Source organism: Achromobacter mucicolens (genome assembly GCF_029866465.1).
GTDB lineage: Bacteria > Pseudomonadota > Gammaproteobacteria > Burkholderiales > Burkholderiaceae_B > Achromobacter > Achromobacter mucicolens.
Window position 1 is genome coordinate 3186857 of sequence record NZ_CP123364.1, and the last position, 20715, is coordinate 3207571.

The 20715-nt window shown below is 63.0% G+C and carries 22 protein-coding genes; 13 read left to right on the forward strand and 9 right to left on the reverse strand.

Annotated features, from left to right (window positions below):
- Positions 1 to 127 precede the first annotated feature (127 nt).
- On the forward strand, positions 128 to 1885 hold the full coding sequence (locus QEP15_RS14530; RefSeq protein WP_280147624.1) for an eCIS core domain-containing protein: 1758 nt from the start codon (positions 128 to 130) through the stop codon (positions 1883 to 1885).
- Positions 1886 to 1930: 45 nt separating this feature from the next.
- Positions 1931 to 2353 (forward strand): hypothetical protein, encoded by a 423-nt coding sequence (locus QEP15_RS14535; RefSeq protein WP_280147625.1) that lies wholly within the window; start codon positions 1931 to 1933, stop codon positions 2351 to 2353.
- A gap of 35 nt (positions 2354 to 2388) precedes the next feature.
- On the opposite strand, the gene QEP15_RS14540 is transcribed toward QEP15_RS14535, so the two are convergent.
- Positions 2389 to 3417 carry an NADP-dependent oxidoreductase gene (locus QEP15_RS14540; RefSeq protein ID WP_280147626.1) on the reverse strand — a complete coding sequence of 343 codons (1029 nt, stop codon included), beginning with the start codon at positions 3415 to 3417 and terminating at the stop codon, positions 2389 to 2391.
- Positions 3418 to 3526: 109 nt separating this feature from the next.
- Here QEP15_RS14540 and QEP15_RS14545 point away from each other — a divergent pair, with 109 nt between their 5' ends.
- The 3 genes from QEP15_RS14545 (at position 3527) to QEP15_RS14555 (ending at position 6029) form a co-directional block, all read left to right on the forward strand.
- Entirely contained in the window at positions 3527 to 4426 is a 900-nt protein-coding gene (locus QEP15_RS14545) for a LysR family transcriptional regulator (protein ID WP_180098532.1), read from the forward strand.
- A gap of 165 nt (positions 4427 to 4591) precedes the next feature.
- On the forward strand, positions 4592 to 5335 hold the full coding sequence (locus tag QEP15_RS14550; protein ID WP_280148911.1) for a DUF899 domain-containing protein: 744 nt from the start codon (positions 4592 to 4594) through the stop codon (positions 5333 to 5335).
- A 115-nt stretch (positions 5336 to 5450) separates the two neighbouring features.
- Complete coding sequence (locus tag QEP15_RS14555) at positions 5451 to 6029, forward strand: hypothetical protein (protein WP_280147627.1); 579 nt, start codon at positions 5451 to 5453, stop codon at positions 6027 to 6029.
- Between the two features lie 3 nt (positions 6030 to 6032).
- Here the strand turns inward: QEP15_RS14555 and QEP15_RS14560 are convergent, their stop codons facing one another.
- On the reverse strand, positions 6033 to 7079 hold the full coding sequence (locus tag QEP15_RS14560; RefSeq protein ID WP_280147628.1) for a glycosyltransferase family protein: 1047 nt from the start codon (positions 7077 to 7079) through the stop codon (positions 6033 to 6035).
- Positions 7080 to 7333: 254 nt separating this feature from the next.
- Here QEP15_RS14560 and QEP15_RS14565 point away from each other — a divergent pair, with 254 nt between their 5' ends.
- The 6 genes from QEP15_RS14565 (at position 7334) to QEP15_RS14590 (ending at position 11758) form a co-directional block, all read left to right on the forward strand.
- Complete coding sequence (locus tag QEP15_RS14565; protein WP_217617572.1) at positions 7334 to 7726, forward strand: hypothetical protein; 393 nt, start codon at positions 7334 to 7336, stop codon at positions 7724 to 7726.
- 150 nt (positions 7727 to 7876) lie between these two features.
- Entirely contained in the window at positions 7877 to 8470 is a 594-nt protein-coding gene (locus QEP15_RS14570) for a BPSL1445 family SYLF domain-containing lipoprotein (protein ID WP_128827189.1), read from the forward strand.
- A 58-nt stretch (positions 8471 to 8528) separates the two neighbouring features.
- Positions 8529 to 9011, forward strand: a complete 483-nt coding sequence (locus tag QEP15_RS14575; RefSeq protein WP_062841078.1) for a nucleoside deaminase — start codon at positions 8529 to 8531, stop codon at positions 9009 to 9011.
- Between the two features lie 170 nt (positions 9012 to 9181).
- Positions 9182 to 9817 (forward strand): hypothetical protein, encoded by a 636-nt coding sequence (locus QEP15_RS14580; RefSeq protein WP_128827191.1) that lies wholly within the window; start codon positions 9182 to 9184, stop codon positions 9815 to 9817.
- A 26-nt stretch (positions 9818 to 9843) separates the two neighbouring features.
- A complete protein-coding gene (locus QEP15_RS14585) occupies positions 9844 to 10323 on the forward strand; it encodes a hypothetical protein (protein WP_280147629.1) in 480 nt (159 codons plus the stop codon).
- A 133-nt stretch (positions 10324 to 10456) separates the two neighbouring features.
- Positions 10457 to 11758: a UDP-N-acetylglucosamine 1-carboxyvinyltransferase gene (locus QEP15_RS14590; protein WP_142054826.1), complete on the forward strand. Its 1302-nt coding sequence runs from the start codon at positions 10457 to 10459 to the stop codon at positions 11756 to 11758.
- 13 nt (positions 11759 to 11771) lie between these two features.
- Here QEP15_RS14590 and QEP15_RS14595 read toward each other — a convergent pair whose 3' ends face one another.
- Positions 11772 to 12242, reverse strand: coding sequence for a cupin domain-containing protein (locus QEP15_RS14595; protein WP_280147630.1), 471 nt, complete (start codon positions 12240 to 12242; stop codon positions 11772 to 11774).
- Positions 12243 to 12295: 53 nt separating this feature from the next.
- On the opposite strand from QEP15_RS14595, the gene QEP15_RS14600 reads away from it, so the two are divergent.
- The gene (locus tag QEP15_RS14600) at positions 12296 to 12760 is read left to right on the forward strand and encodes a MarR family winged helix-turn-helix transcriptional regulator (RefSeq protein WP_280147631.1); all 465 of its coding nucleotides are present in this window, start codon (positions 12296 to 12298) and stop codon (positions 12758 to 12760) included.
- A 146-nt stretch (positions 12761 to 12906) separates the two neighbouring features.
- Positions 12907 to 13491, forward strand: a complete 585-nt coding sequence (locus tag QEP15_RS14605; RefSeq protein WP_223575919.1) for a YceI family protein — start codon at positions 12907 to 12909, stop codon at positions 13489 to 13491.
- Positions 13492 to 13503: 12 nt separating this feature from the next.
- Here QEP15_RS14605 and QEP15_RS14610 read toward each other — a convergent pair whose 3' ends face one another.
- From QEP15_RS14610 to QEP15_RS14635, 6 genes are all read right to left on the reverse strand, one after another.
- Positions 13504 to 14799, reverse strand: a complete 1296-nt coding sequence (locus tag QEP15_RS14610; protein ID WP_280147632.1) for an acyl-CoA thioester hydrolase/BAAT C-terminal domain-containing protein — start codon at positions 14797 to 14799, stop codon at positions 13504 to 13506.
- A 25-nt stretch (positions 14800 to 14824) separates the two neighbouring features.
- Complete coding sequence (locus QEP15_RS14615) at positions 14825 to 15814, reverse strand: Bug family tripartite tricarboxylate transporter substrate binding protein (protein ID WP_280147633.1); 990 nt, start codon at positions 15812 to 15814, stop codon at positions 14825 to 14827.
- A 566-nt stretch (positions 15815 to 16380) separates the two neighbouring features.
- Positions 16381 to 17772, reverse strand: coding sequence for a hypothetical protein (locus QEP15_RS14620; RefSeq protein WP_280147634.1), 1392 nt, complete (start codon positions 17770 to 17772; stop codon positions 16381 to 16383).
- A complete protein-coding gene (locus QEP15_RS14625) occupies positions 17772 to 19166 on the reverse strand; it encodes a ParA family protein (RefSeq protein WP_280147635.1) in 1395 nt (464 codons plus the stop codon). The genes QEP15_RS14620 and QEP15_RS14625 overlap by 1 nt, the downstream gene beginning before the upstream one ends.
- Positions 19163 to 19582, reverse strand: coding sequence for a hypothetical protein (locus tag QEP15_RS14630; RefSeq protein ID WP_280147636.1), 420 nt, complete (start codon positions 19580 to 19582; stop codon positions 19163 to 19165). Before QEP15_RS14630 ends, QEP15_RS14625 begins: the two co-directional genes overlap by 4 nt.
- A gap of 573 nt (positions 19583 to 20155) precedes the next feature.
- Positions 20156 to 20713, reverse strand: coding sequence for a DUF1415 domain-containing protein (locus QEP15_RS14635; protein WP_280147637.1), 558 nt, complete (start codon positions 20711 to 20713; stop codon positions 20156 to 20158).
- Positions 20714 to 20715 lie beyond the last annotated feature (2 nt).

Sequence of the window (20715 nt, forward strand, 5' to 3'; positions counted from 1 at the left end):
GGTGCGCGTGCCCTGGAAAAGGCGCACAATAATCGGCGTTGCCCGCCTGAGATCGCATCCCCTGCCGGGCCCAACACCGCATGTTGAATTCCCGGCTTTCAACAGGCCGAACGAAAGGAGCGACCTCATGCGCGCTTTCGTACAGAAGCCCAAAGCGGCTTTTCACCCCGCACCGCCCGAACGGCGCGCACGAACCGCAGCGGTGCATCCCGCCGATGCCCGCCTGGCCATGTCACGGTCAGGCGATGCATCGGAGCAGGAAGCGCAGCGGGCGTCCGAACAGGTGATGCGCATCCCGCGACTTGACCCCGCGCAGGGCTTTTCGCCGATCCCCCTGCACCCGGTCGACGCGCGCAACGCGGCATCGATGACCGACCCGTTGCCGCTTGCCAACGTGCTGGCGGCCGGCGGCCATCCCCTCGACGCCGATACCCGCGCATTCATGGAGCCGCGACTCCAGAAAAATTTCAGCCACGTCCGGCTGCATTCGGACGCGCGGGCTGGCGCATCAGCCCGCGCCGTCCAAGCCCGCGCCTTCACGATCGGCCATCACATCGTCCTGGGCTCGGGCCAATACGCACCCGGCACCGCCGCGGGCCAAGCGCTGTTGGCGCACGAACTCGCGCATGTGGTCCAGCAGTCGTCGATCAGCGCGCAGGGCCCTCGCCTGTTGCAGCGCGAGCCCAGCGGGCCGACGTACGGCAATCTGCCGCGGGACGCGCCCGCGTTCGGGTCGTCGCGCAACGTCGTCAAGTTGCAGAACGTGAACGGCACATGGCGGGAGGTCGGCGGAAAATATGGCAGGACCGCGCGCGGTAACTATGACTTCGTCGTCAAAGACGGAGAAATCTACGCGGTCAAGGCCAAGAACACGATGAACCCGCTGGGCCACACCGAGGCGGCGCGCGGCGGGCGCGTAAATTGGGCGGGACAGGTGGAATTCGAGGCGGGCAAGGTCAAATCCTGGAACGACGGATCGGGTCACTACCGGTCGTTGTCCAGCATGCGCCAGCCCGCCGTGCAGGCCGGATTGCCCGACGAAAAGTTCATCCAGCATCCCGAAACCGCGGTGCGGCCTCGCCCCAAATCGTCCTTGCCGCAACTGCCTGTCGAACAGCCCGCCACCAAGCCTCGCGTGCCCGGCGAGGCGCCGAAGGTCGGCTCGGGACCGCCCCGCATGGCGGAATTGGAAGCGCGGTATGGAAAGGCGTCCACCGCGGTGCCCGCCACCGCCGCCAGTACGGTCGTGGCCGAGGAAGCCGGTTCACTTCTGAAGGTGTCGGGCCGTACCGCTTCGGCGCTCGGCAAGATCGGCAGCGCCGCGGGCTGGGTCGCCGACTTCCTGATGCCGGGGCCGCAGGACGCGATCATGCTGATGGTGCAGTTCGCCATGACGTATGCCGAGGCGCAGGAAGCGGCGCGTGCGGAAGGGATGCGCACGGGCTTTGGCCATGGTCTGGCAGCCGGATTGCTGCGGTTGAGCCGCAGCTGGATACGCGAGAACCTGGCGCCGAAAGTCATCAGCCGCAGCGTCGCGAGCGAGGTGGCGGCCACCACCGGGTATCGCGAAAAAGGGGTGGTGCAAGGGCTGGTCGCGGGCATTTCGTTCGCCGAGCGGCTCAATGCAGATCAACGCAAGGCGCTACTGAAGGAAGGCACGCGCGCCATGCGCGCCAAAGGTGACGACGTGACCTTGCGTGCGCGCTGGGAGCGCGGTTATACCGCTTACGACATCATCGACCTGTCCGTGGCGCTGGCGCCGCGCATCGACGAAATCCTGGAGGAAGCGCGCAAGAACGAGGAGCTGCGTCAAGCCGCCGAGAACTGGGAAAAACTGAAGAAATATGGCCCGCTTATGCCTTTGGCGCCCTTGTTCGAGCAATAGCGGCTGTGGCATATTCGCCGTGCCCCGCCCGTCCGGTTTCCCTTCATGCGCACCCCACCCGATCCCTTCGCCCCGCCCCGCAAGCAGCGCGCCGCGAAAACCAATTCGCTTCTCTGGATCCTGGAGCCCTTGGCGCGCGACGCCGGCTACCTGCATCGCAAGATGTTCGGGGCCGACGCGGCCTACCTGGACGGCTTGCTGTATCTGATCGTCGCCGACCGCGACGAACCCTGGAACGGGGTGATGGTCAGCACGTCGCAGGACCGCCACGCGGCGCTGCTGGCGGACATTCCCGAGCTGCTGCCGCATCCGGTGCTGGGAAAGTGGCTGTATCTTCCGCAGTCGAGCGAGTCCTTCGAATCGACCGCGGCCACGCTGGCGGCGTTGGCGCTGGCGCGGGATCCGCGGATGGGGGTGGCGCCCAAACCCAGGGCGCGGCGCAGCAAGGCGCGCACCATCGGCCAGTAAAACATCCCCCCGGCGCCCGCGCCACGCGCCGCGGGTCAGTCACCCACCCGCACCACCAGCTTCCCGAAGTTCTTTCCTTCAAGCAGACCGATCAGCGCGTCGGGCGCCTGTTCCAGTCCGTCGACGACATCTTCGCGCCAGCGCAGCTTGCCTTCGCGGATCCACTGCCCTGCCACGCGCAGGAATTCGTCTTCCTGTTCCTTCGGAAAGTCGAACACGATGAACCCTTGCAGCGTGATGCGGCGCGACAGGATCTCGCGCATGGTGGCGGGCAGGCGGTCCGGACCGCGGCGGTCGGCGGGGCCGTCGTTGTAGTTGGCGATCAGGCCGCACACCGGCACCCGGGCAAAGTCGTTCAGCAACGGAAGCACCGCGTCCCACACATGGCCGCTGACGTTTTCGAAGTAGACGTCGATGCCGTCGGGGCAGGCCTCGGCCAGCTTCTGCGCGAAGTCGGGCGCGTGGTGGTCCACGACCACGTCAAAGCCCAGTTCCTCTTTGACGAAGGCGCACTTTTCGGGGCCGCCCGCGATGCCCACGACGCGCGCGCCCTTGATCCGCGCGATCTGGCCGACCACCGAGCCAACGGCGCCGCTAGCAGCCGCAACGACCACGGTTTCACCCGGTTTGGGCTGGCCGATGTTGAGCAGCCCGACGTACGCCGTGAGGCCGGGCATGCCCAACACGCCCAGCGCCGTCGACGGCGGCGCAATCGCCGGATCAAGGCGGCGCAGACCGCTGCCGTCGGACAGCGCGTAGCGTTGCCAGCCGGCAGACGACAGCACGATGTCGCCCTCACGCCAGTCGGGATGGCGGGACGTCTTTACCCGGGCAACGGTGCCGCCGACCATGACGTCCCCGATTTGCATGGGCTCGGCATAGGATTTTTCGTCGCTGACGCGCCAGCGCATGTATGGGTCCAGCGACAGGGTCTGGACTTCCAGCAGCACCTGGCCGTCGGCCGGTTCGGGAATGGGCGCGCGCTCGACGCGGAAATCAGTGGCCTTGGGGCGGCCAACCGGCCGGGATGCGAGAACGACGCGCAGATTCTGGGGGTGAGTCATGGATGGCTCCTTGAGTTGAGTCGGACATTTCGCGACAAGGGTCATCCTAGGGATGCCGAAGAGTTACAGATAGACTGATAGCTCGTAAACCAGATTTCATGGATTGATAATGTCAACCGACTTCGACCCCGCCCTGCTCCGCACCTTTGTCGCGGTCTGCCGATACGGCAGCCTGAGCCGCGCAGCCGAAATGTCGGGCCGCGCGCAGTCGGCGCTTAGCACGCAGATCCGCCGTCTGGAGGACATGGTCGGCAAGCGGCTGCTGCATCGCACCGGCCGCGGCATGGCCCCCACCACCGAGGGCGAGTTGCTGCTGAGCTACGCCAACCGGATCCTTGCGCTGGGCGAGGCGGCCGCGGCGCGGCTGCGCGAACGGGCGGTGGCGGGCAGCGTGCGCATCGGGCTGTCCGAGGACGTGGCGGTGGCCGCGTTGCCGGCGGCGCTGGGGCGGCTGCGGCGCGCGTGCCCCAACCTCCACCTGGAGGTTGTCATCGACGACGGCGAGCGGCTGGCCGCGCGCTGGCAGGACGGCACGCTGGACGTGGCCGTGGGCGCCTGCGTGGGATTCACCGAAGAACCCATCGAGACGTGGACGGTGGATTTGCACTGGGCCTGCGGGATCGACGAAACCCTGGACCCGGACCAGCCGCTTGACGTGATCGTGTACGCCGAGCCGTGCTCATGGCGCCGGCTGGCGTTCGATGCGCTGACGGCGTCGGGGCGCGATTTCCGGGTGTCGCTGACCAGCCACAACGTGGGCGCCACGATCGCCGCCGTCGAGAACGGCCTGGGCGTGGCCTTGCTGACGACCGAGTGCCTGCGGCCCGACACCATGCGCGTGATTTCCATCGGGGACGAAGGCGCGCTGCCGCTGACCGCGCAATTCGGCTTGTACGCGGCGCACCGTCTGAACGAAAGCGGTCAGGCCGCCGTGACCCTGCTGCGCGAAAGCCTGCGGGGGTGGACTGCGCCAGCAATGCCGCGCGAGGCCGCGCTGCTTTCCGCCTGAACCGCCGGACACGCGCCAGATTTGTTACTCCTGACCGCCGCCTCCCGGTGCCACACTGTTCCCGTACCCGCGCCGCTCGCTCGGCGCCTTTGGCACCGAACCCCTCAGGAGGATCAAGTCATGACGACGCCCCCCGCATCCGCCGGCAATGGCGCCCGGCCCGCCATGCAGACGCCCCCGGTCGTATCCGGCAAAGACTGGGAAGCCGCCCGCCTGCAACTGCTCGCCAAGGAAAAGGCCCACACCCGCGCGCGCGACGCGCTCGCCGCGGAGCGCCGCCGCATGCCCTGGACGGCGGTGGACAACGATTATGTTTTTGAAGGCCCGGCCGGCAAGGTGACGCTGCGCGACCTGTTCGACGGCCGCCGGCAGCTCATCGTCTATCGCGCGTTTCACGAGCCGGGGGTGTTCGGCTGGCCGGATCATGCGTGCCGCGGCTGCTCGATGGTGGCGGACCAGGTGGCCCACCTTTCGCACCTGAATGCCCGCGACACGACGCTGGTCTTCGTGTCGCGTGCCCCGCCGGCGGACATCGAACGGCTGAAGGCGCGCATGGGCTGGACGATGCCGTGGTTCACGCTGACCGACCGTTTCGACGCGGATTTCGGCGTGGACGAATGGCACGGCACCAACGTGTTCTTTCGCGGCGGCGACCGCATCTATCGCACGTACTTCCTGAACAACCGGGGCGACGAGCAGATGGGCGGCACGTGGAACTACCTGGACATCACGCCGCTGGGGCGGCAGGAAACCTGGGAGGATTCTCCGGCCGGCTATCCGCAGACGCCGCCCTACAAATGGTGGAACTGGCACGACAGCTACGCGCCCGACGCGCCGCCGGACCAGAAATGGGTCGAAGTATCCGACGCGGGAGAAAAGGCGTTTCGCAATCACTGCGACCCGAAGTAGCCTGCGTCGCGGCAAGCGGCTGTTTTAAGATACGCGCTGGCAAATTCCGCAGCGCGCCCCATGAACATCGATACTGGTTCCCGCAATCGTCGCCATCGTTTCCGAGTCAGCCTGCATGCCGGGTGAACTGGCTGACTGGAAACGCGCCTTCGAGCCATGCCGCATTCCCGCGATTGCCGCACTTGTGCTCCTGGGCATTGCCATCTACTGCTTCAATGCGGCAAAAGACATCCGCCTGCCCTATGACCCCGCCAAGCTGAACACGATCCAGCTTCGTGTCGACAAGGTGGCCAGCTGCGATGCCCAGGCGCGGATACGCGGACGGTTGGAGCGTTACACCGTGCCTTGCGTCTATTCGGGCAACTATCCCTACATGGTGTTCAAGTTCTTCGAGGCGACCTACAACGTGCGCTACACCGAGGGCGAGCACGTCGAATTCATGGTGCTTGAAGACCAACAGCAGCTTACCGACGGCACAATTGCGCGCCAATACAACATGGCCATTCCCGTGCGGGTCTATGGCGTGCGCAAGAACGGCGAGACGCTGGTCGACGCCAAGCAGGTCCATGACGAAAGCCATTCGCGCAAAGTGCAATTCAACATGAACGGTTGGATCGCGTTGGTGCTGGCTGGCTGGGCGGCGGTGATTACCTTCAGGCGGGCCCGAAAGATCCTGAACGAAGCGATGTGGTGACGCTCAGGCGCGCTGGCGGGCCCCGTTCAGAACGCGGGTCCAGGCCTGCGTCAACGTCAGCGCGTCTGCTTCGGTCACGTATTGCGGCGCCCCCCGCGCCATGGCGGCAAACAACAACGCATCGCAAGCGGCCTGCCACAATGGGTTCAACACCTGTTCGGTCTCGCCATCTTCCTCGACCAGGATGAAGGCGCCGCCGCCATCCACTTGTTCGGCGCGCTTGCGCAGCTGGTCATGGATCAGCAGAAAGCCCGCATGGACCGGCGAACGCGCCTTGTCGTCCCGCCGCGCGGCAGCCAGCGTGCCGCGCCAGTCGTCCTCGCCGTTCGAGGTTGGCTCGCCACCCTGTTGCGACCAACGCATCCAGGCCCGGCTGTACGCCCGCCAGGCGTCTTCAGGCAGGTTGTCCGCCAACGCCTGCGCCTGGCTGCGCGACAACGTCCCGATCTGCTCAACGATCTCCAGCACGCCCTCGCCCTTCGGCCCGAACAGGGCAGAGAGCGGCAATTCTTCCAGCAAAGCGATTGCACTGGCGCGCCAATAGCCGGGTTGGGCAACCAGATCGGACATGTCGCCCAGCTTCTCAACCCGCACGCGCCACAGCCGGCCCGGCCAGCGGCTTCCGATGACGATGGAGTCAAGCGCCTGGTCCACCACGATCCATGGCGGAACAGGCTTGACGAGCGACACGCGGTCCGCGGATCGAATCAGCTTGAAGGCGGGATCGGGAAGATCGAACCAGTACCCGACAGGCATTGCCTGACGCACCGGCGCAAGCCCGCTTTCCGTCACGTCGCCGCCGCAATGCCGGCACACGCGCGCCTCGCGCAGGATGGGCTTGCCGCAGTGCAGGCAATCGACATGCGATGACAGAATCGGCTGGCCGGCCAGCGGCGAACGATTGGCGATGTTAGCCAGGAAGACGGCCGCCACCGGCGGACTGATCAGACAAGCCAGCACTGTCCACCCCACCCCATTGCGGCCACGCTTACGCGCCATGAAGCCCACCACGATGGCCAGCGCGATCCAGAGAAAGATGATGAATAGCATGGCGCGATGTTAACCGTGGGAAAGCTTCGGTCTTGAGCCACCGGGATTCAGCTGGCCACAGGCATCGGGGACCCGCAAATAAAAGCCCCGGCTCAAGGCCGGGGTGGGATCAGGTCTTAAATGATGGGTCGTAGGCTTGCGCCCATTGGAAGCCATCACCAACCTTGAGGGGATTCTATGCTTTCCCGTCGGGCACGGTCAAACCACGGCGGCAGTTCTTCCGCAGCCCGTGGCCAGGGCATCGCGCCGCAGCGATGCTGGCCCATGCGCATGATCTGGTCGCGACCTTGCGTGACTTCCGCAACCGCCTTTTCCACCATGAACCGGCATGGAAGCGATACGGCGTGTTGAGCGAACCGGATGCCCTACAGCACCTTCGAGAAAAAATCGGCAAGGTGGAAAGCCTGCTGGCGTTGATCCACCCGGAAAACCTGCGGCTGTTGCAAGCCAATGGCCTGCTGCGGGACGCGCATCGCGCCTGCTCGTCAGCGGAGATTCGGCGCTTTCAGCACCTTGCCCGAACCCATCAGGTCAATTCGATGGATGACTTGACCGCTCTGGCCGCTTGTTGCGCGCGGGAGAACACCATCCTGGCCGCACAAACAGCGCAGCGGCCACAGCAACGATTTTTGATTCGCTCGCCTTGAGCGCGCGGGCAGCCGAGGCAGCTTTCCTATCGAACGGACATTTTTGTGCTCGCAAGATCGCCCCCATCGCCTGCGCGCGCAAGCCGGAGTAATCTCCAGCCAGGAGATGATTCGAAGTGCACCGTGGTCCCCTACAACAAGGAAGCGCAAATGCTTGATATCAATTCAAAATTCCGCAGAACCGCCGTGGCGGCCGTCACATTCGGCATGGCCGGCCTGCTCTTTGCGGGCTGCACCACGACAGACTCGCGCGCCACGGCAACCGCCGCTGAAAAGCGACAGGAGTTGGATACCGCTGCTGCGGCGACGCTGTCCAAGCTGTATGAGTCGGCGCCGCAGTCCAAGCAGTTGGTGGAACGCGCCCGCGGCGTGCTGGTGTTTCCGGCTGTGCTGAGCGCCAGCTTCATCGTGGGCGCCCAGCATGGCTCGGGCGTGCTGCAGGTCGGCGGGCAGGACAAGGGCTACTACAGCATCACCGGCGGTTCCATCGGCTTTCAGGCGGGCGCGCAGTCCAAGGCGATGGTGCTGCTCTTCATGACGGACGACGCGCTGGCGAAGTTCCGCGCCAGCAGCGGCTGGACCATCGGCGCGGACGCCACCGTCGCCGTGGCCAACGTGGGCGTGAACGGCAGCATTGATTCCTATACCGCGCAGCAGCCCATCGTGGGGTTCGTGATGAACAACGGCGGCCTGATGGCGGGCGTCTCGGTGGACGGCAGCAAGATTTCGCCGCTGCTGCTGTAGGACAAAACGGCCGGCGCGCACATCGCGCGCCGGATCAATCTTTACAAGGAGATCACGCGTGATTACCGCAGAGGACAAGAAGCACCTTGCACGCTGCGTCGAGCTGGCCCGGCAGGCGCTCGATGCGGGAGACCAGCCGTTTGGATCGGTGCTGGTGTCGGGCGACGGACGGGTGCTGTTTGAAGACCATAACCATGTCTCCAGCGGCGACCGCACGCGGCATCCGGAATTCGAGATCGCGCGCTGGGCGGCGAACAACGTGCCGCCCGCGGACCGCGCGGCCTGCACGGTGTACACGTCCGGCGAGCATTGCGCCATGTGTTCGGCGGCACACGGCTGGGTGGGACTCGGCCGGATCGTGTACGCCGTGTCGTCCGCCCAGTATGCAGAATGGATGCGCGAATGGGGCGTGCCGCCCTCGCCCGTGCGGTCCCTGCCCATCGCCGAGGTGGTCAGCGGGATCGAGGCGGAGGGACCGGTCCCGGAATTCGTGGAACCCGTGCGATTGCTCCACGAAGAGAACGTGCGGCGGCGCGCCTGAGGGGATCGCACGGCCGAGACGGTGAAGCATTCTGTTTTTCGCCTAACGAATGGATACAGCTAGGCTAAACACCGCAATTATTTGCGCGCACGGGCGTGATAAGTTGGCGCCCGTGCCGTAATCGGGGTCAGGTTTGTACGGCACATCCCTTTCCTCTCTTGATACAGACCATGCACACTCACGTTGCCCGCGCCTCGGGAATCAAACGCAAGTCCGGTAATCTGCTTCTTGCTCTGGGACTGGCCTTCGCAGCCGCCGCTCCCGCCTTCGCGCAGAAGGATCCCGGCGCGGCCATCCTGCCTCCGCGCGCCAATTCGGGCAACCAGGCGCCGGCGCCGCAGCAGGCCCCCGCTGCGCAACCCCAGGTTCAACAGGCGCCCGCCCGTCAAGCGCCCGCGCAACAGGCCCCCGCCGGCGGCGCCCTTGCGCCGGTGCAAAAAACACAGATCAACGACCAGGCCGCTTACGAGCGGCTGCTGAACAACAGCGGCGTGACGCTGCAATGGCTGTGGTCCGCCAAGCGCGGCAAGATGAACGCGATCGACGACAACGACGTGGTGCGTCTTGACGGCACGCAGGCCAACCATGAAGGCACCTTGAAGGTCAAAGGCGAGGTCGTCTCCATTGGCCGCGACAGCTTCGTGCTGCGCGGCACGATCCTGATCCTGGACGCGCCCGACAAGGGCCGCCGCTGCGAGCGTACCGGCGACTACGAATTCAAGGCGACCGGCAAGCGCAAGTACTGGCGTCTGCAGCAGATGGAAGCGTGCGGCGGCCTGACCGATTACGTCGACATCTACTACTGATCCACAAGAAGCGACCCGCCGCCCCCATGCCCCCGACCGCGATCAAATGGCTGGCCAGCATTGTCCTGGGTCTGCTGATCGGCAGCGCCAGTTTTGGCGTCACCAATCCGCTGCTGCAAGCCCTGTTCGGCGTGAACCAGCCCGCCGGCGGCACCTACGTGCCGCTGGACGACACCGCGCTGCAGCGGATGCAGATCGCCAGCGCCGTGCTTTACGCGGTGATCGCGGTGATTGCCGCCGTATTGCTGGCGCGCATCGGGAATTTGCGCCGGCTGATCGGCTGGGGGTGCCTTGCGCTGGGCGTGACGCTGCTGCTGACCGTGCCGATTGCGCTGCTGCAGATGGACCCGGCCATGCACACCGGCGGCGGCGCGGACGCGCGGGACGCAAACACCGCGCTGTTCTTCTTCCTGCTCATCTTTGGCCTGCCGTATCTGGGCGGCGGCTTGCTGCTAACGATCGGCGGCGCGGTGCTGATTCGCAAGAATCGCGATAGACCGGCATGAGATAGGCCGCGCGGGGCCGCATGGCGCTTTGCAGTCTGAAACGTTTAGCCGCCTTTGGTCAAAATGACCCTTGAAGGACCCCGGTACAATCCCCGCGCTCTCCCCTATTTCTTTCCCCGGCTGTCCCATCCCCATGTCCAATCTCATCGTCCACGGCGGCACGCCTTTGCGCGGCCGCGTCGTCCCCTCGGCCAACAAGAACGCGGTGCTGCCGATCCTGTGCGCCACGCTGCTGACCGACCAGCCGTTGCGGCTGCACGGGGTGCCGGACATCACCGACGTGCGCAAGATCCTCGACATCTTCCGCACGTTGGGCAGCGACGTGCGGTTGGACGATGCGACGCGCACGCTGGAACTGCATCACAAGAACACCGTGTTCGACGCGGCGGCGCACCGGCTGCCGGAGGAGATGCGTTCGTCGATCATGCTGGTGCCGCCGCTGCTGGCCCGCTTTGGCGTGGCGCGGCTGGAAGACAACGTCAAGGGATGCACGCTGGGGGTACGCGAGATCGATCCGCACGTGGACATCTTCCGCTCGTTCGGCGGCGAGGTGGAGCGCGCCAGCGGATCGCTGCTGGTGCGCGCGGGCGGCCCGCTCAAGCCCACGCATCATTGGCTGGACTACGCGTCGGTGACCACGACCGAGAATTTTGTGTTGTGCGCCGCCGCCGCAGAAGGCGAGTCGTCGCTGACGAATGCGGCCTCCGAGCCGCACGTGCAGGAGTTCTGCCGCTTCATGGCCATGATGGGGGCCGACATCGACGGCATCGGCACGTCGCGGCTGGTGGTGCGCGGGGGCAAGCGCCTGGGCGGCGGCGAGTTCACGTTCGAAGAGGACTTCCACGAAATCACCACGTTCCTCGCGCTGGGCGCGATCACCGGCGGCGACGTGGTGGTGCGCAACCGCACGCCGGGCAACTTCCCGCTGATCGACCGCACGTTCGCCAAGTTCGGCGTGCGGATCGAGCACAAGGACGGCTGGTCGCGCGCGCTGCGCGAGGGTCCGCTGAAGGTGCAGACGCCGTTCACCAGCAACGTGCTGACCAAGGTCGAAGCGGCGCCCTGGCCGTACTTTCCGGTGGACCTGCTGCCGATCTTCATTGCGCTGGGCGTATGCGCCGAGGGCAATGCGATGTTCTGGAACAAGGTCTACGACGGCGCGCTGGGCTGGACGGGCGAACTGTCCAAGTTTGGCGCGCATGTGTTCTCGTCGGACCCGCACCGCGTGGTGACCTTCGGCGGCAATCCGCTGACGCCGGGCGTGGTCGAAAGCCCCTACATCATCCGCGTGGCGATCGCGCTGTTCATGGTGGCCAGCAGCATCAAGGGCCGTTCCGAGATCCGCAACGCCACGCCGATCCGCCGGGCGCACCCGCGCTTTGTCGAAAACCTGCGCAGCCTGGGCGTGCAGGTCGAGTGGGCGAACGACGAGTAAACAGACAGCCCGGTCAACTTGCCGGCGGCGCCGCCACCGCCGGCGCCGGCGCGATCGGGGTCAGGCCGAATCGCTTCATCGTTTCCATCATCCGGGCTTTGTCCGGCGGACCGCCGCCATTGATCAGCGCCGCCATCTCGCGGAAATAATCCGCGCTGATTTCAGGCGTGTTCATGACAAGAGCCCGGGCCATGACGCTGTGCGGATTGCTGAACGCGTGGGCCACACCGGTGGGCGTGGTCATCGAGTCGCCCGGCCCCAAGTCCCGCGTTTGCGCGCCGACCGTAAAGCGCAGCGTCCCCTCCAGCACGTAGATCAGCTCTTCATTGTCGTGACTGTGGGGCGGCGGCACGTTCGAGCCCGGCGGCACCCGCAATTCAAACGCCCCCATGTGATTGCCTTGCCCGCTCGGCTGAAGATAGCGAATCTCCAATTGGCCTATCCGGATCACTTCGTCTGCATCGAATACGGCGTCTTCGTTCATGGCATACTCCGCGTAAAGTTCCTTTACTCAGCAGTGTACAAATTTTTTACGCCATGTCCAGCAGAAAAAATAGCGCCGCATCCGAACCGCAAACTGGCCTGCCGATGATCGGTTCCTTGCTGCGGCTGCCGCGCGAGCATGTCGTCGCGCGCATGCTGACCACCGTCAACGCGCAGGGCTTTGACGTGTCATTGACCGAACTCGGCGTCTTCATGTACCCCGGCCCGCACGGCCGCCGGCCGATCGAGCTGGCGCGCCAATGCAATATGTCGCGTCAGGCGATGAACTACGTCCTGGCCGAACTGGAGCGGCGAGGCTATGTGCTGCGACGGCCTGGCCCGGCCTCCAATTCGACCGAGCTGCAGCTTACGGCGCGCGGCCAGGAGATGTATGCGCTGATGCGCACCTGCGTGGCCGACGTCGAACAGGAATGGAAGGAACACCTGGGCGAACAGCGTTTCAACGCGCTGCGAGAGACCTTGCAGGACCTGTCGGCGTGGCTGGGCAACGTGGATTGATGCCATCGGACGGTGCGCAATGCAGGACCGCGAGTTTTTGATCTAAGCCACGCGGCTGACACGGAACTGAATGTTATTGTTTTGTCTTCCGGCACGCGGGCGGTCCGCCGCAAGCGTGACTTGAACGCCATACCCAAGGAGCCGCAATGAAGTTGATCCCGACCCTGTTGCTGGGCGCAAGTGCGCTATCGCTGACCGTGGGCGCCACCGCTGCGCCGGTCACCTATGATCTTGATCCCTCGCACACGTACCCCAGCTTCGAGGCCGATCATTTCGGCGGCCTGTCGACTTGGCGCGGCAAGTTCAACCAGTCCAGCGGCGTGGTCGTGCTGGACCGCCAGGCGCGCACCGGCACGCTGGAAGTCACCGTGGACATCAAATCGGTCGACTTCGGCCACGACGAGATGAACCAGCATGCGGTCGCGCCCGACATCTTCGATGCGGCCAAGTACCCCACCGCCACGTTCAAGGGCAAGTTCACCAAATTCGACGGCGACAAGCCCGAAGAAGCGACGGGCGACCTGACGCTGCGCGGCGTCACGCGCCAGGTCAAGCTTGAGATCGACGACTTCAAATGCATCGACCACCCGATGGTCAAGCGCGAGGTCTGCGGCGCCGATGCCTCCACGGAATTCAGCCGCAAGGATTTCGGCATGAACTTCGGGCTGGACATGGGCTTCAAGCCGGAAGTGAAACTGAAGATCCAGGTCGAGGCGATCCGCCGGCAGTGACGCCCAGCCTTCCTACCCTTGCCCAGCCCGCGCCTGCGCCAGAAAGTCCAGCATCGCCCGGTACGATCCTTCGTTGCCGGCCGCATTGGCGGACGGCGTGCCGCCCGCATCCAGCAGCAGCCCGGACATCGCGTGCGGCTTGTTGATCAGCGTGGCGGGCAGACAAGGATAGTGGACGTGGTGCCCTGCCCCCGCGCAGACGTAATGGCGCGTCGGCAGGTCGTGCGCCTGGCGCTGGCGCACCACCATTTCCGAATACGCGGTGCTGGGCCAGAAGCCATCGTCCGATGCGCTTACCAGCATGACCGGGCCGGGATAGTTCTCGACGGGAATGCGCGCGCGCTCGACGGCCGCCGCATCGCGCGTGGCGCTCAGAAACGCCAGGGTCTGGCGATACGGCGGATCCGAGGCATAGGCGGCGTCCCAGTCGGCCGTGGCGTTGTCCTGCCACAAGTGCGGCAAGGGCTCGCCATGCCGGGTCCAGACCTGGGCGTTGCGTCCCGTGCCCGGCGCGCCCGCGCTGACCACCCCGTGCGTCACGGGCGACGGCACATAAGCGACGACGGCGCTTACCAGGTCGGGGAAATGCGAGGCCACGAGCAATGAGGTCTCGCCGCCGCGGCTGATGCCGGACACCGCCACGAAGCCGTCGCGGGGCTGCAGCGATTTACGGACCCACTTCAGCGCCGCCTCGAAGTATTCCAGCGGCATGTCGTTCAGGTACTTCGGCCGACCATCGTAGTTGAAGATCGCCAGCGCCAGGCATTGGTAGCCGCGGGCGGCGAACAGCGCGGCGCGGGGCGCATTGACGCCGCCCGACGAACCGTTCATGTAGACCACGACCGGATGCGGACCGGGGCCGGCGGGCACGTAGAGTTCACCGGACACCATCATGCCGTCCACCGTTTCTCGCACGGACCGGTGCGTGACGCCATCGGCCAGGAAGTCCTGGATCATCGTGGCGTCGGCGGTGAGCGTGCCGCTGGCGGCATGGATATGCACGGTCAGCGCCTGGGTGTTGTCGGGCGGGAACACCACGCGGTCCATGTCCTGGCACACCATGGACCAGACAAGTCCCATGGCCGAAGGCTCGGCATACGAGCCGGACACTGGGCAATCGCGCCGCAGGTCCAGCCGTCCGTCATGGCCGGCCACGAACACGGCTTCCGAGCGCCACGTCGCGCCGCACATGCTCATGCTGGCGGTGACGGTGATGAAGGCATACGCCGGAAAGCCTTCGATGTGGATGTCGCGCTCGACGTCGATGAGCGCGCGTTCGGGCGTTACGGTGATACGGGGGTGCGTCACGGTCGTCTCCCTGGCAGTCGCGGTCTCATGCCTTCAGATCGGTCTTGGGCACGCCGTTGGCCTTGATGACCTGCGCCCACATCGCCGATTCGTCGGCGATGACCTTGTCCAGGTCGGCGGATGACGTGAACTCCACGGCCACGCCCTGCTCGGCAAACTGCTGGATCAGGCTGGGGTCGCGCGTGCCTTCGCGCACGGCGTGTTCCAGCGTTTTCACCACGTCGGCAGGCATTGCGGCGGGGCCCGAGATCATCATGCGGGTGTAGAGCTCGAAGTCGTCCACGCCCGCTTCCTTCATGGTCGGCACATCGGGCAGACTGGACAGCCGCTCGTCTGCGGTCACGGCCAGGACCTTCAGCTTGCCGGATTTGATGTTGGGCAGCGCCGAGGTCGGAAAGTCGAACGTGCTCTGTACGGTGCCGGCCATCAGATCCAGCAGCGCCGGGCCGCTGCCCTTGTAGGGCACGTCCTGGAACTGCGTGCCGGTCTTGGACTGGAAATGCAGCAGCGCGAGGTGGTTGATGACACCGCGGCCCGCGTGCGCGCACGTGATGTCGTTGGGCTTTTTCTTGGCCAGAGCAATGAATTCCTGCACGGTGTTCACGCCAAGGTCGGGATGCACGATCAGCAGCATGGGCGATTTGCCCATGGATCCAAGCTGCTTGAAGTCCGACGGCTGGTACGGCAGGTTGTTGTACAGCAAGGGGTTCAGGATCATGCCGTTGGTGCCGGCAAAGCCCAGCGTGTAGCCGTCCGGCTCGGCGCGCGCCACCGCGACGGTGGCAATGATGGCCTGCCCGCCCGGGCGGTTCTCGACGACGACGTTCTGCTTGAGCGTCTTGCCCATGCGATCGGCCAGCGCGCGCGCGGCGATGTCGGTCAACCCGCCGGGCGCAAAGCCCACCAAGAGGCGCACGGGCCGCGTCGGAAACGCGTTCTGCTGGGCCCAGGCCGGGCGCGAGATCAACGGCAAGGCGGCAAGCGCGCCCAGGGCATGACGGCGGGTGAATCGCATACGGCTCTCCAGACAAAGGCAAAGGCCAACGCGCGGCCTACGAGGGCCGCGAGGCAAGACAATGAAAAGGGGAAGGACGTACAGGCCGCCGCCGAACGGCGACGGTCACAATGATCGTATGTTGTATGCAATACAACCGACGGGCTATCTAGGGATATCCCTGTGTAGTTTTCGACTTTGGATCAATCGATTTTGCACGTGACTATTTGGCACATAGGCGGTCAGACAGCACTAATTGAACACCCCCAGTACATCGAAGATTAGGGACGTCTTTGAGCTCTCGAATCTTCAACTTAGGGAGCCAACAAAGCGTCGATTCTTTCATCCGGATCCGCGCAGGTGGGAATGGTGCCCGCAGTCAATATTAGCTGTGAAACGCCTTTCTGGAGACGAACACTTCACCACCATCGACACGAATCCCACCACCAAGCCTGTTGCATCTGGAATTCATTGTGATCACCGATAGCCTCCTGAAGCAATAACTCCCACACGGCGAAGCCTATGGCGTGATTAGAACAACTACTTGCTAAGAGCAACAATCGGTGCTGTTCCCAGAATTTGTCACCTCAATTTCGAGGTTTGACGCCACCCTTACGGCCCAAACCAAAGCCAACGCGATACAGATCTGGCATATCAATGCGCCCATCCTTTTTTGTCTCCAGCAAGCCTAGTCGCTGCAAGTCGTCACGCACACCGTCCCACCCGCGATCCATGTGTTGCGCCGGGAGACGCGCAGAGCTCATCTCCTGTGGGCTCACGAATTTCTGTTCCCACTTTTCTCTGACAGCATCGAACTCGACGGGCACGTTCATACCACTCAAAGTAGATAGAACGTCAGGAACCCACGGGTAATCCTCGGCCATCTCCTGAACACGAATCTCCGAAGCTTTCTGAATGCCGCGCTTGATGCTCTCGAAATGGAGCGCGTAGCCATGCTCTGGGTAGCGTTCGCTAGAGTCTTCTGCAGCCTGACGGATTGCAGCAAGAAAAGACCGCGGCGACGTTTGACCTCGCCCATCAGCCAAGTGCCCTACCGACCATGTATACGGCACGCCTCGACGCCTGTCGCGGCCCATCCAAGGACCCGCGAGCGTTTCGAATGCCTGCTTCTGCCGATCCGATTCGGACTTCATTTCTGGCGCAACGTGCCACACACCATCTTCCGCGTGGCATGAGCAGACTTCCCGCACAGAAGCTCCGTGAGAGTTCGGTGCATTGATAAGCCGTTGCCAAAGCAAGCCATGCAGATCATGCCTAGCCCACGAGAGCTCAGCTCGCGTCGCAGTCAGCTTCGAGGCGTCTGGAAAGTTGAATACAGTGCGCTCCGCCTGATCCTCACGCAAAAAAACTTTAGCGTATAACCCGGGAAATGTTTTCAACCAAAGAGCAGTGCGCAAAAGACCGCGCACGATGTCATCCATACGCCGCCAGTCGGTGCTAGTGCGATCCAGTGCGTCAAACAAAACCAAACCTTTCCATGCTCGCGGGCGCTGCATGAGGCGGGCGGCTTCTTCAGGTTGCTGCTTCAACCAATTCACGGTTTCCTGCCAACTACCCTCAGGGATTTGCTCATTTGCCTTCTGCGCTACCCATCGCAGAATCACCGCTCGCCATAAGTCGTATGGGTCACCGCCCTGATTGAGAAAAACAGAAAAAACATCCGCATTTGGGTGATTTTCAATGCATTCCGCATTACTAAAGCCTGTAAATACGTCAATATCTTGAAGTTCAGAGGCTGCAGCACCCAACTGGCTACGAAGTAGTTCAGATTGCAATACCGCTGTCCAAAACGATTTACCCACGCCTCGCCCGCCTACAACGATATGCGCATCTAATCTCAAGGCTTTTAGATGAGAAGGGGGCAAATACAGCGTTCCTGGTTCTGGAGTTTCGCCAAAGTTACTCGTCTCAAGGGGCGCGGCTAGGATAGCCTCCCGCAACAACTTAGCGTGCATCATTACGGATTCCTCGAAGCAGTAGCGTCGATCACCCCGTCTATCAACGGACCGAACACTGACTGCACCTCTTGCGCGTCTATCACCGCAAGCCGCCCCTGCAAGGAACGCAAACCGGCGAAACTCCGGTGCCAGCTTACGGCCCAGGGGCAATGAGGCGCGCCTTCATCAGCCTCATCGAAGTTCCATCCTTCAACCAGATCATCCACTCGCCACTTGCCGTCGCCGTCAGATGTCGGACCGATAGACTCTGGGTTCGCCGGAGCAATTTCATCGTAAAGCGTATCGGCGAAAACGCCATATGCACTTTCGCGCAGACCCTCTAAGTATTTGACGCGATCCAGCTCAGGCACGATAGCTCCAACAATCTTCAAACGTTCCCGGATCGACTCAGCGACATTCGCGCGCTGCCATTGTTCAAAAAGCATCCGATAACCGTTCCAAGTCTGCTCTCCTTCGAGCGCAAAAAGGAGGATTAAATTTGCCCCCATATCGGTGATGCAAGCTGAGGCGACCTCATCGATACCAGAGCGGGAGTCAATCAGGATTACATCAGGCTCGACCCGAGATTCCAACATTTGAAGCAACCGCCCGAGTCTATTCGACCAGGTCTCTCGTGTACCATCGGCCTTTAACTTCGGCATCCAGACACGGCCAAGCTTGGAGATATACTCTCCGTGATCAGCCCCATGAGAAGGCACGACATGGATCTCGCCGTCATGAGAAAGGTTGCTGGTGGCCATCATGCTGTCTAAAACGACTTCACCATTATCGACCAAATCCTCAACCAGCCAATCGGTCACCCCGTAGGTCGGCTGACGCTCCGGGGGTAACAAAGCAGTGGACAAGCCAGGAGACTCTAGGTCGAGATCCAAAACGAGAACTCGCTTTCCAGATTGTGCAAGGCTCCACGCTGTAGCGGCTAAAGCTGTTGATCGGCCAACGCCGCCCTTAATCGAAAAGAAGACGATTCGCGGTACGCCCAGAGATTCGGGCTCGATGTGCGTCCAGTCGGCCTCGGTTGCCAACCGGTCCACAATCCATACTTTCCCATGGTCGTCTAAAGAATAACTGGTTGCTCCCAGGGACGCGCGCTCTTTGCTGGATTCAAAGAGAATCCCGGCGCTCAGAGGATAGGCGTGCGCACCCAGCCGACGCATCAACGTCGACAGCATGCTTGTCCATAAATCACGCTGTGCGCCATCTCCGTGCCGCTCGGGCAAAATCAGGCGTACACGCCCGTTAAGATCCCTATTCACAACGAGCCAGTCACCATCATCGCTCAGGAGATTGTGGAGCGAGCCGCTGTGCGTTCGCAGCCAATCTCGAATAATTGGCAGAATACTGTCAAAGGTTGGCGCGGGCTCCGGAAACATTTCAAAGAGCTTTCCTCTCATACTAGCAACCCCTCTCGTTGCGCTTTCTTTATAAGTTCGCAGACAACCATGGCACCTGCTTGATGAACTTGCGCCCTTATCTCATCAAAATTTGATCGATGTGCATAACGATCGGAAACATCCCAATTAGCAAATGGGTTGTCGGCGGGCAACACATACCCAGCACCCTGCGCATGTCCGTTGCGATAACTTTCAAACCGGGCCCAAATGCCTTCAGCGTGTACTTGATCCACGCGTAGTGCAGGTCGATCTTTTGCAGCGTCGTAAGGCATTCCGAGCGCACGCAATAAGTGCTTTAGTCCGCATTCAGCAGCTAGTCCGTATAGGTGATCCGCGTTCGCCCATCGCCGTTCGCGTAGCAAATGTTCAGCGTCGTCCCAATGCCGTTCATGTGCGTTCAGAAAATCCGCCTGCATACTCCCCCACCCTCCACATGCTTGTTCGTTGAGTAGCGCCAACGCATTACAACGCTGCATACAGCTGCCACTTCAGCAGCCTTTCCGTTGTGAAACATACTCGAACTGATTCTCGCCTCAAAATGCCATACCCCGTCGCGCGGCCAATCAATAGACTTCTCGCATCGGTGCCCCTAATCGTCCTGATCGTGAGCCAACCCTACGCCACTCCGCCTGGTACACAATCTGAATGCCAGAACCGAGTCGGTCGCAAACCATCGAAATCGAAGTCTCTAGCGTCAGTGCAATGGGTCGAATGCATTATTCGAGACATGAAGTGTTCTCTTCGACGCAAAGATCCCTCAATGAACACAGCAATCCCACTTATGGACATCATCTGTGTTATCTCGCAAATGTACTGCACTTTACCTTATCTAACGTGTCTGACACAGCCAACCAAGACCTTCGGGAACACTTGGGAACACGGTCGCCCTAGCACACATAACCGGTGCGTTTGTTCAGCTGCGCTGCGGACGCACTGGCCCCTGTTCACTATCAAATGTCTACGAGACAAACGGCAGGACGTCGCAATGATCACACTTTGGTCATCAGCTTCCTCCAGCCCTCCAGACCCAGCTTGTTCATCGTGTCGATGTTCTTTTCGTAGATCTCGGCGGCGTCCGGGAACGATTCGACGGCACGGTCGATGCTGTCTTCGCGCAGCAGGTGCAGTATGGGATACGGCGAGCGGTTGGTGTAGTTCTCGATATCGTCCGGCTGCGTGTCGGCGAACTGGAACTGCGGGTGGAAAGTGGCAACCTGCAGCTCTCCCACCAGACGCATGCGCTTGAGCAGACGGTCCGACAGATCTTCGAATTCGTTGAACTCCAGGAAGTCGTCCAGCGCATCGGGAAGGATCAGCAGCGTCGTGTCGATCTTGTCGGGATCGGTGTCGGCCAGCAGCGCCAGTTCGTCCTGCAGATCGGTCAGGACGCCCTCGGCGTCGGTGGCGTCGCTGACGGCAAAGCGGATCTGGTCCTTGACCTGCACCGCCTTGGCGAAGGGACAGAGGTTCAGGCCGATCACGGCCTGGTTCAGCCAATGGCGGGTTTCTGCGACCACATTGGCGTAGGCGTCGGAAGTGGAAATCATGG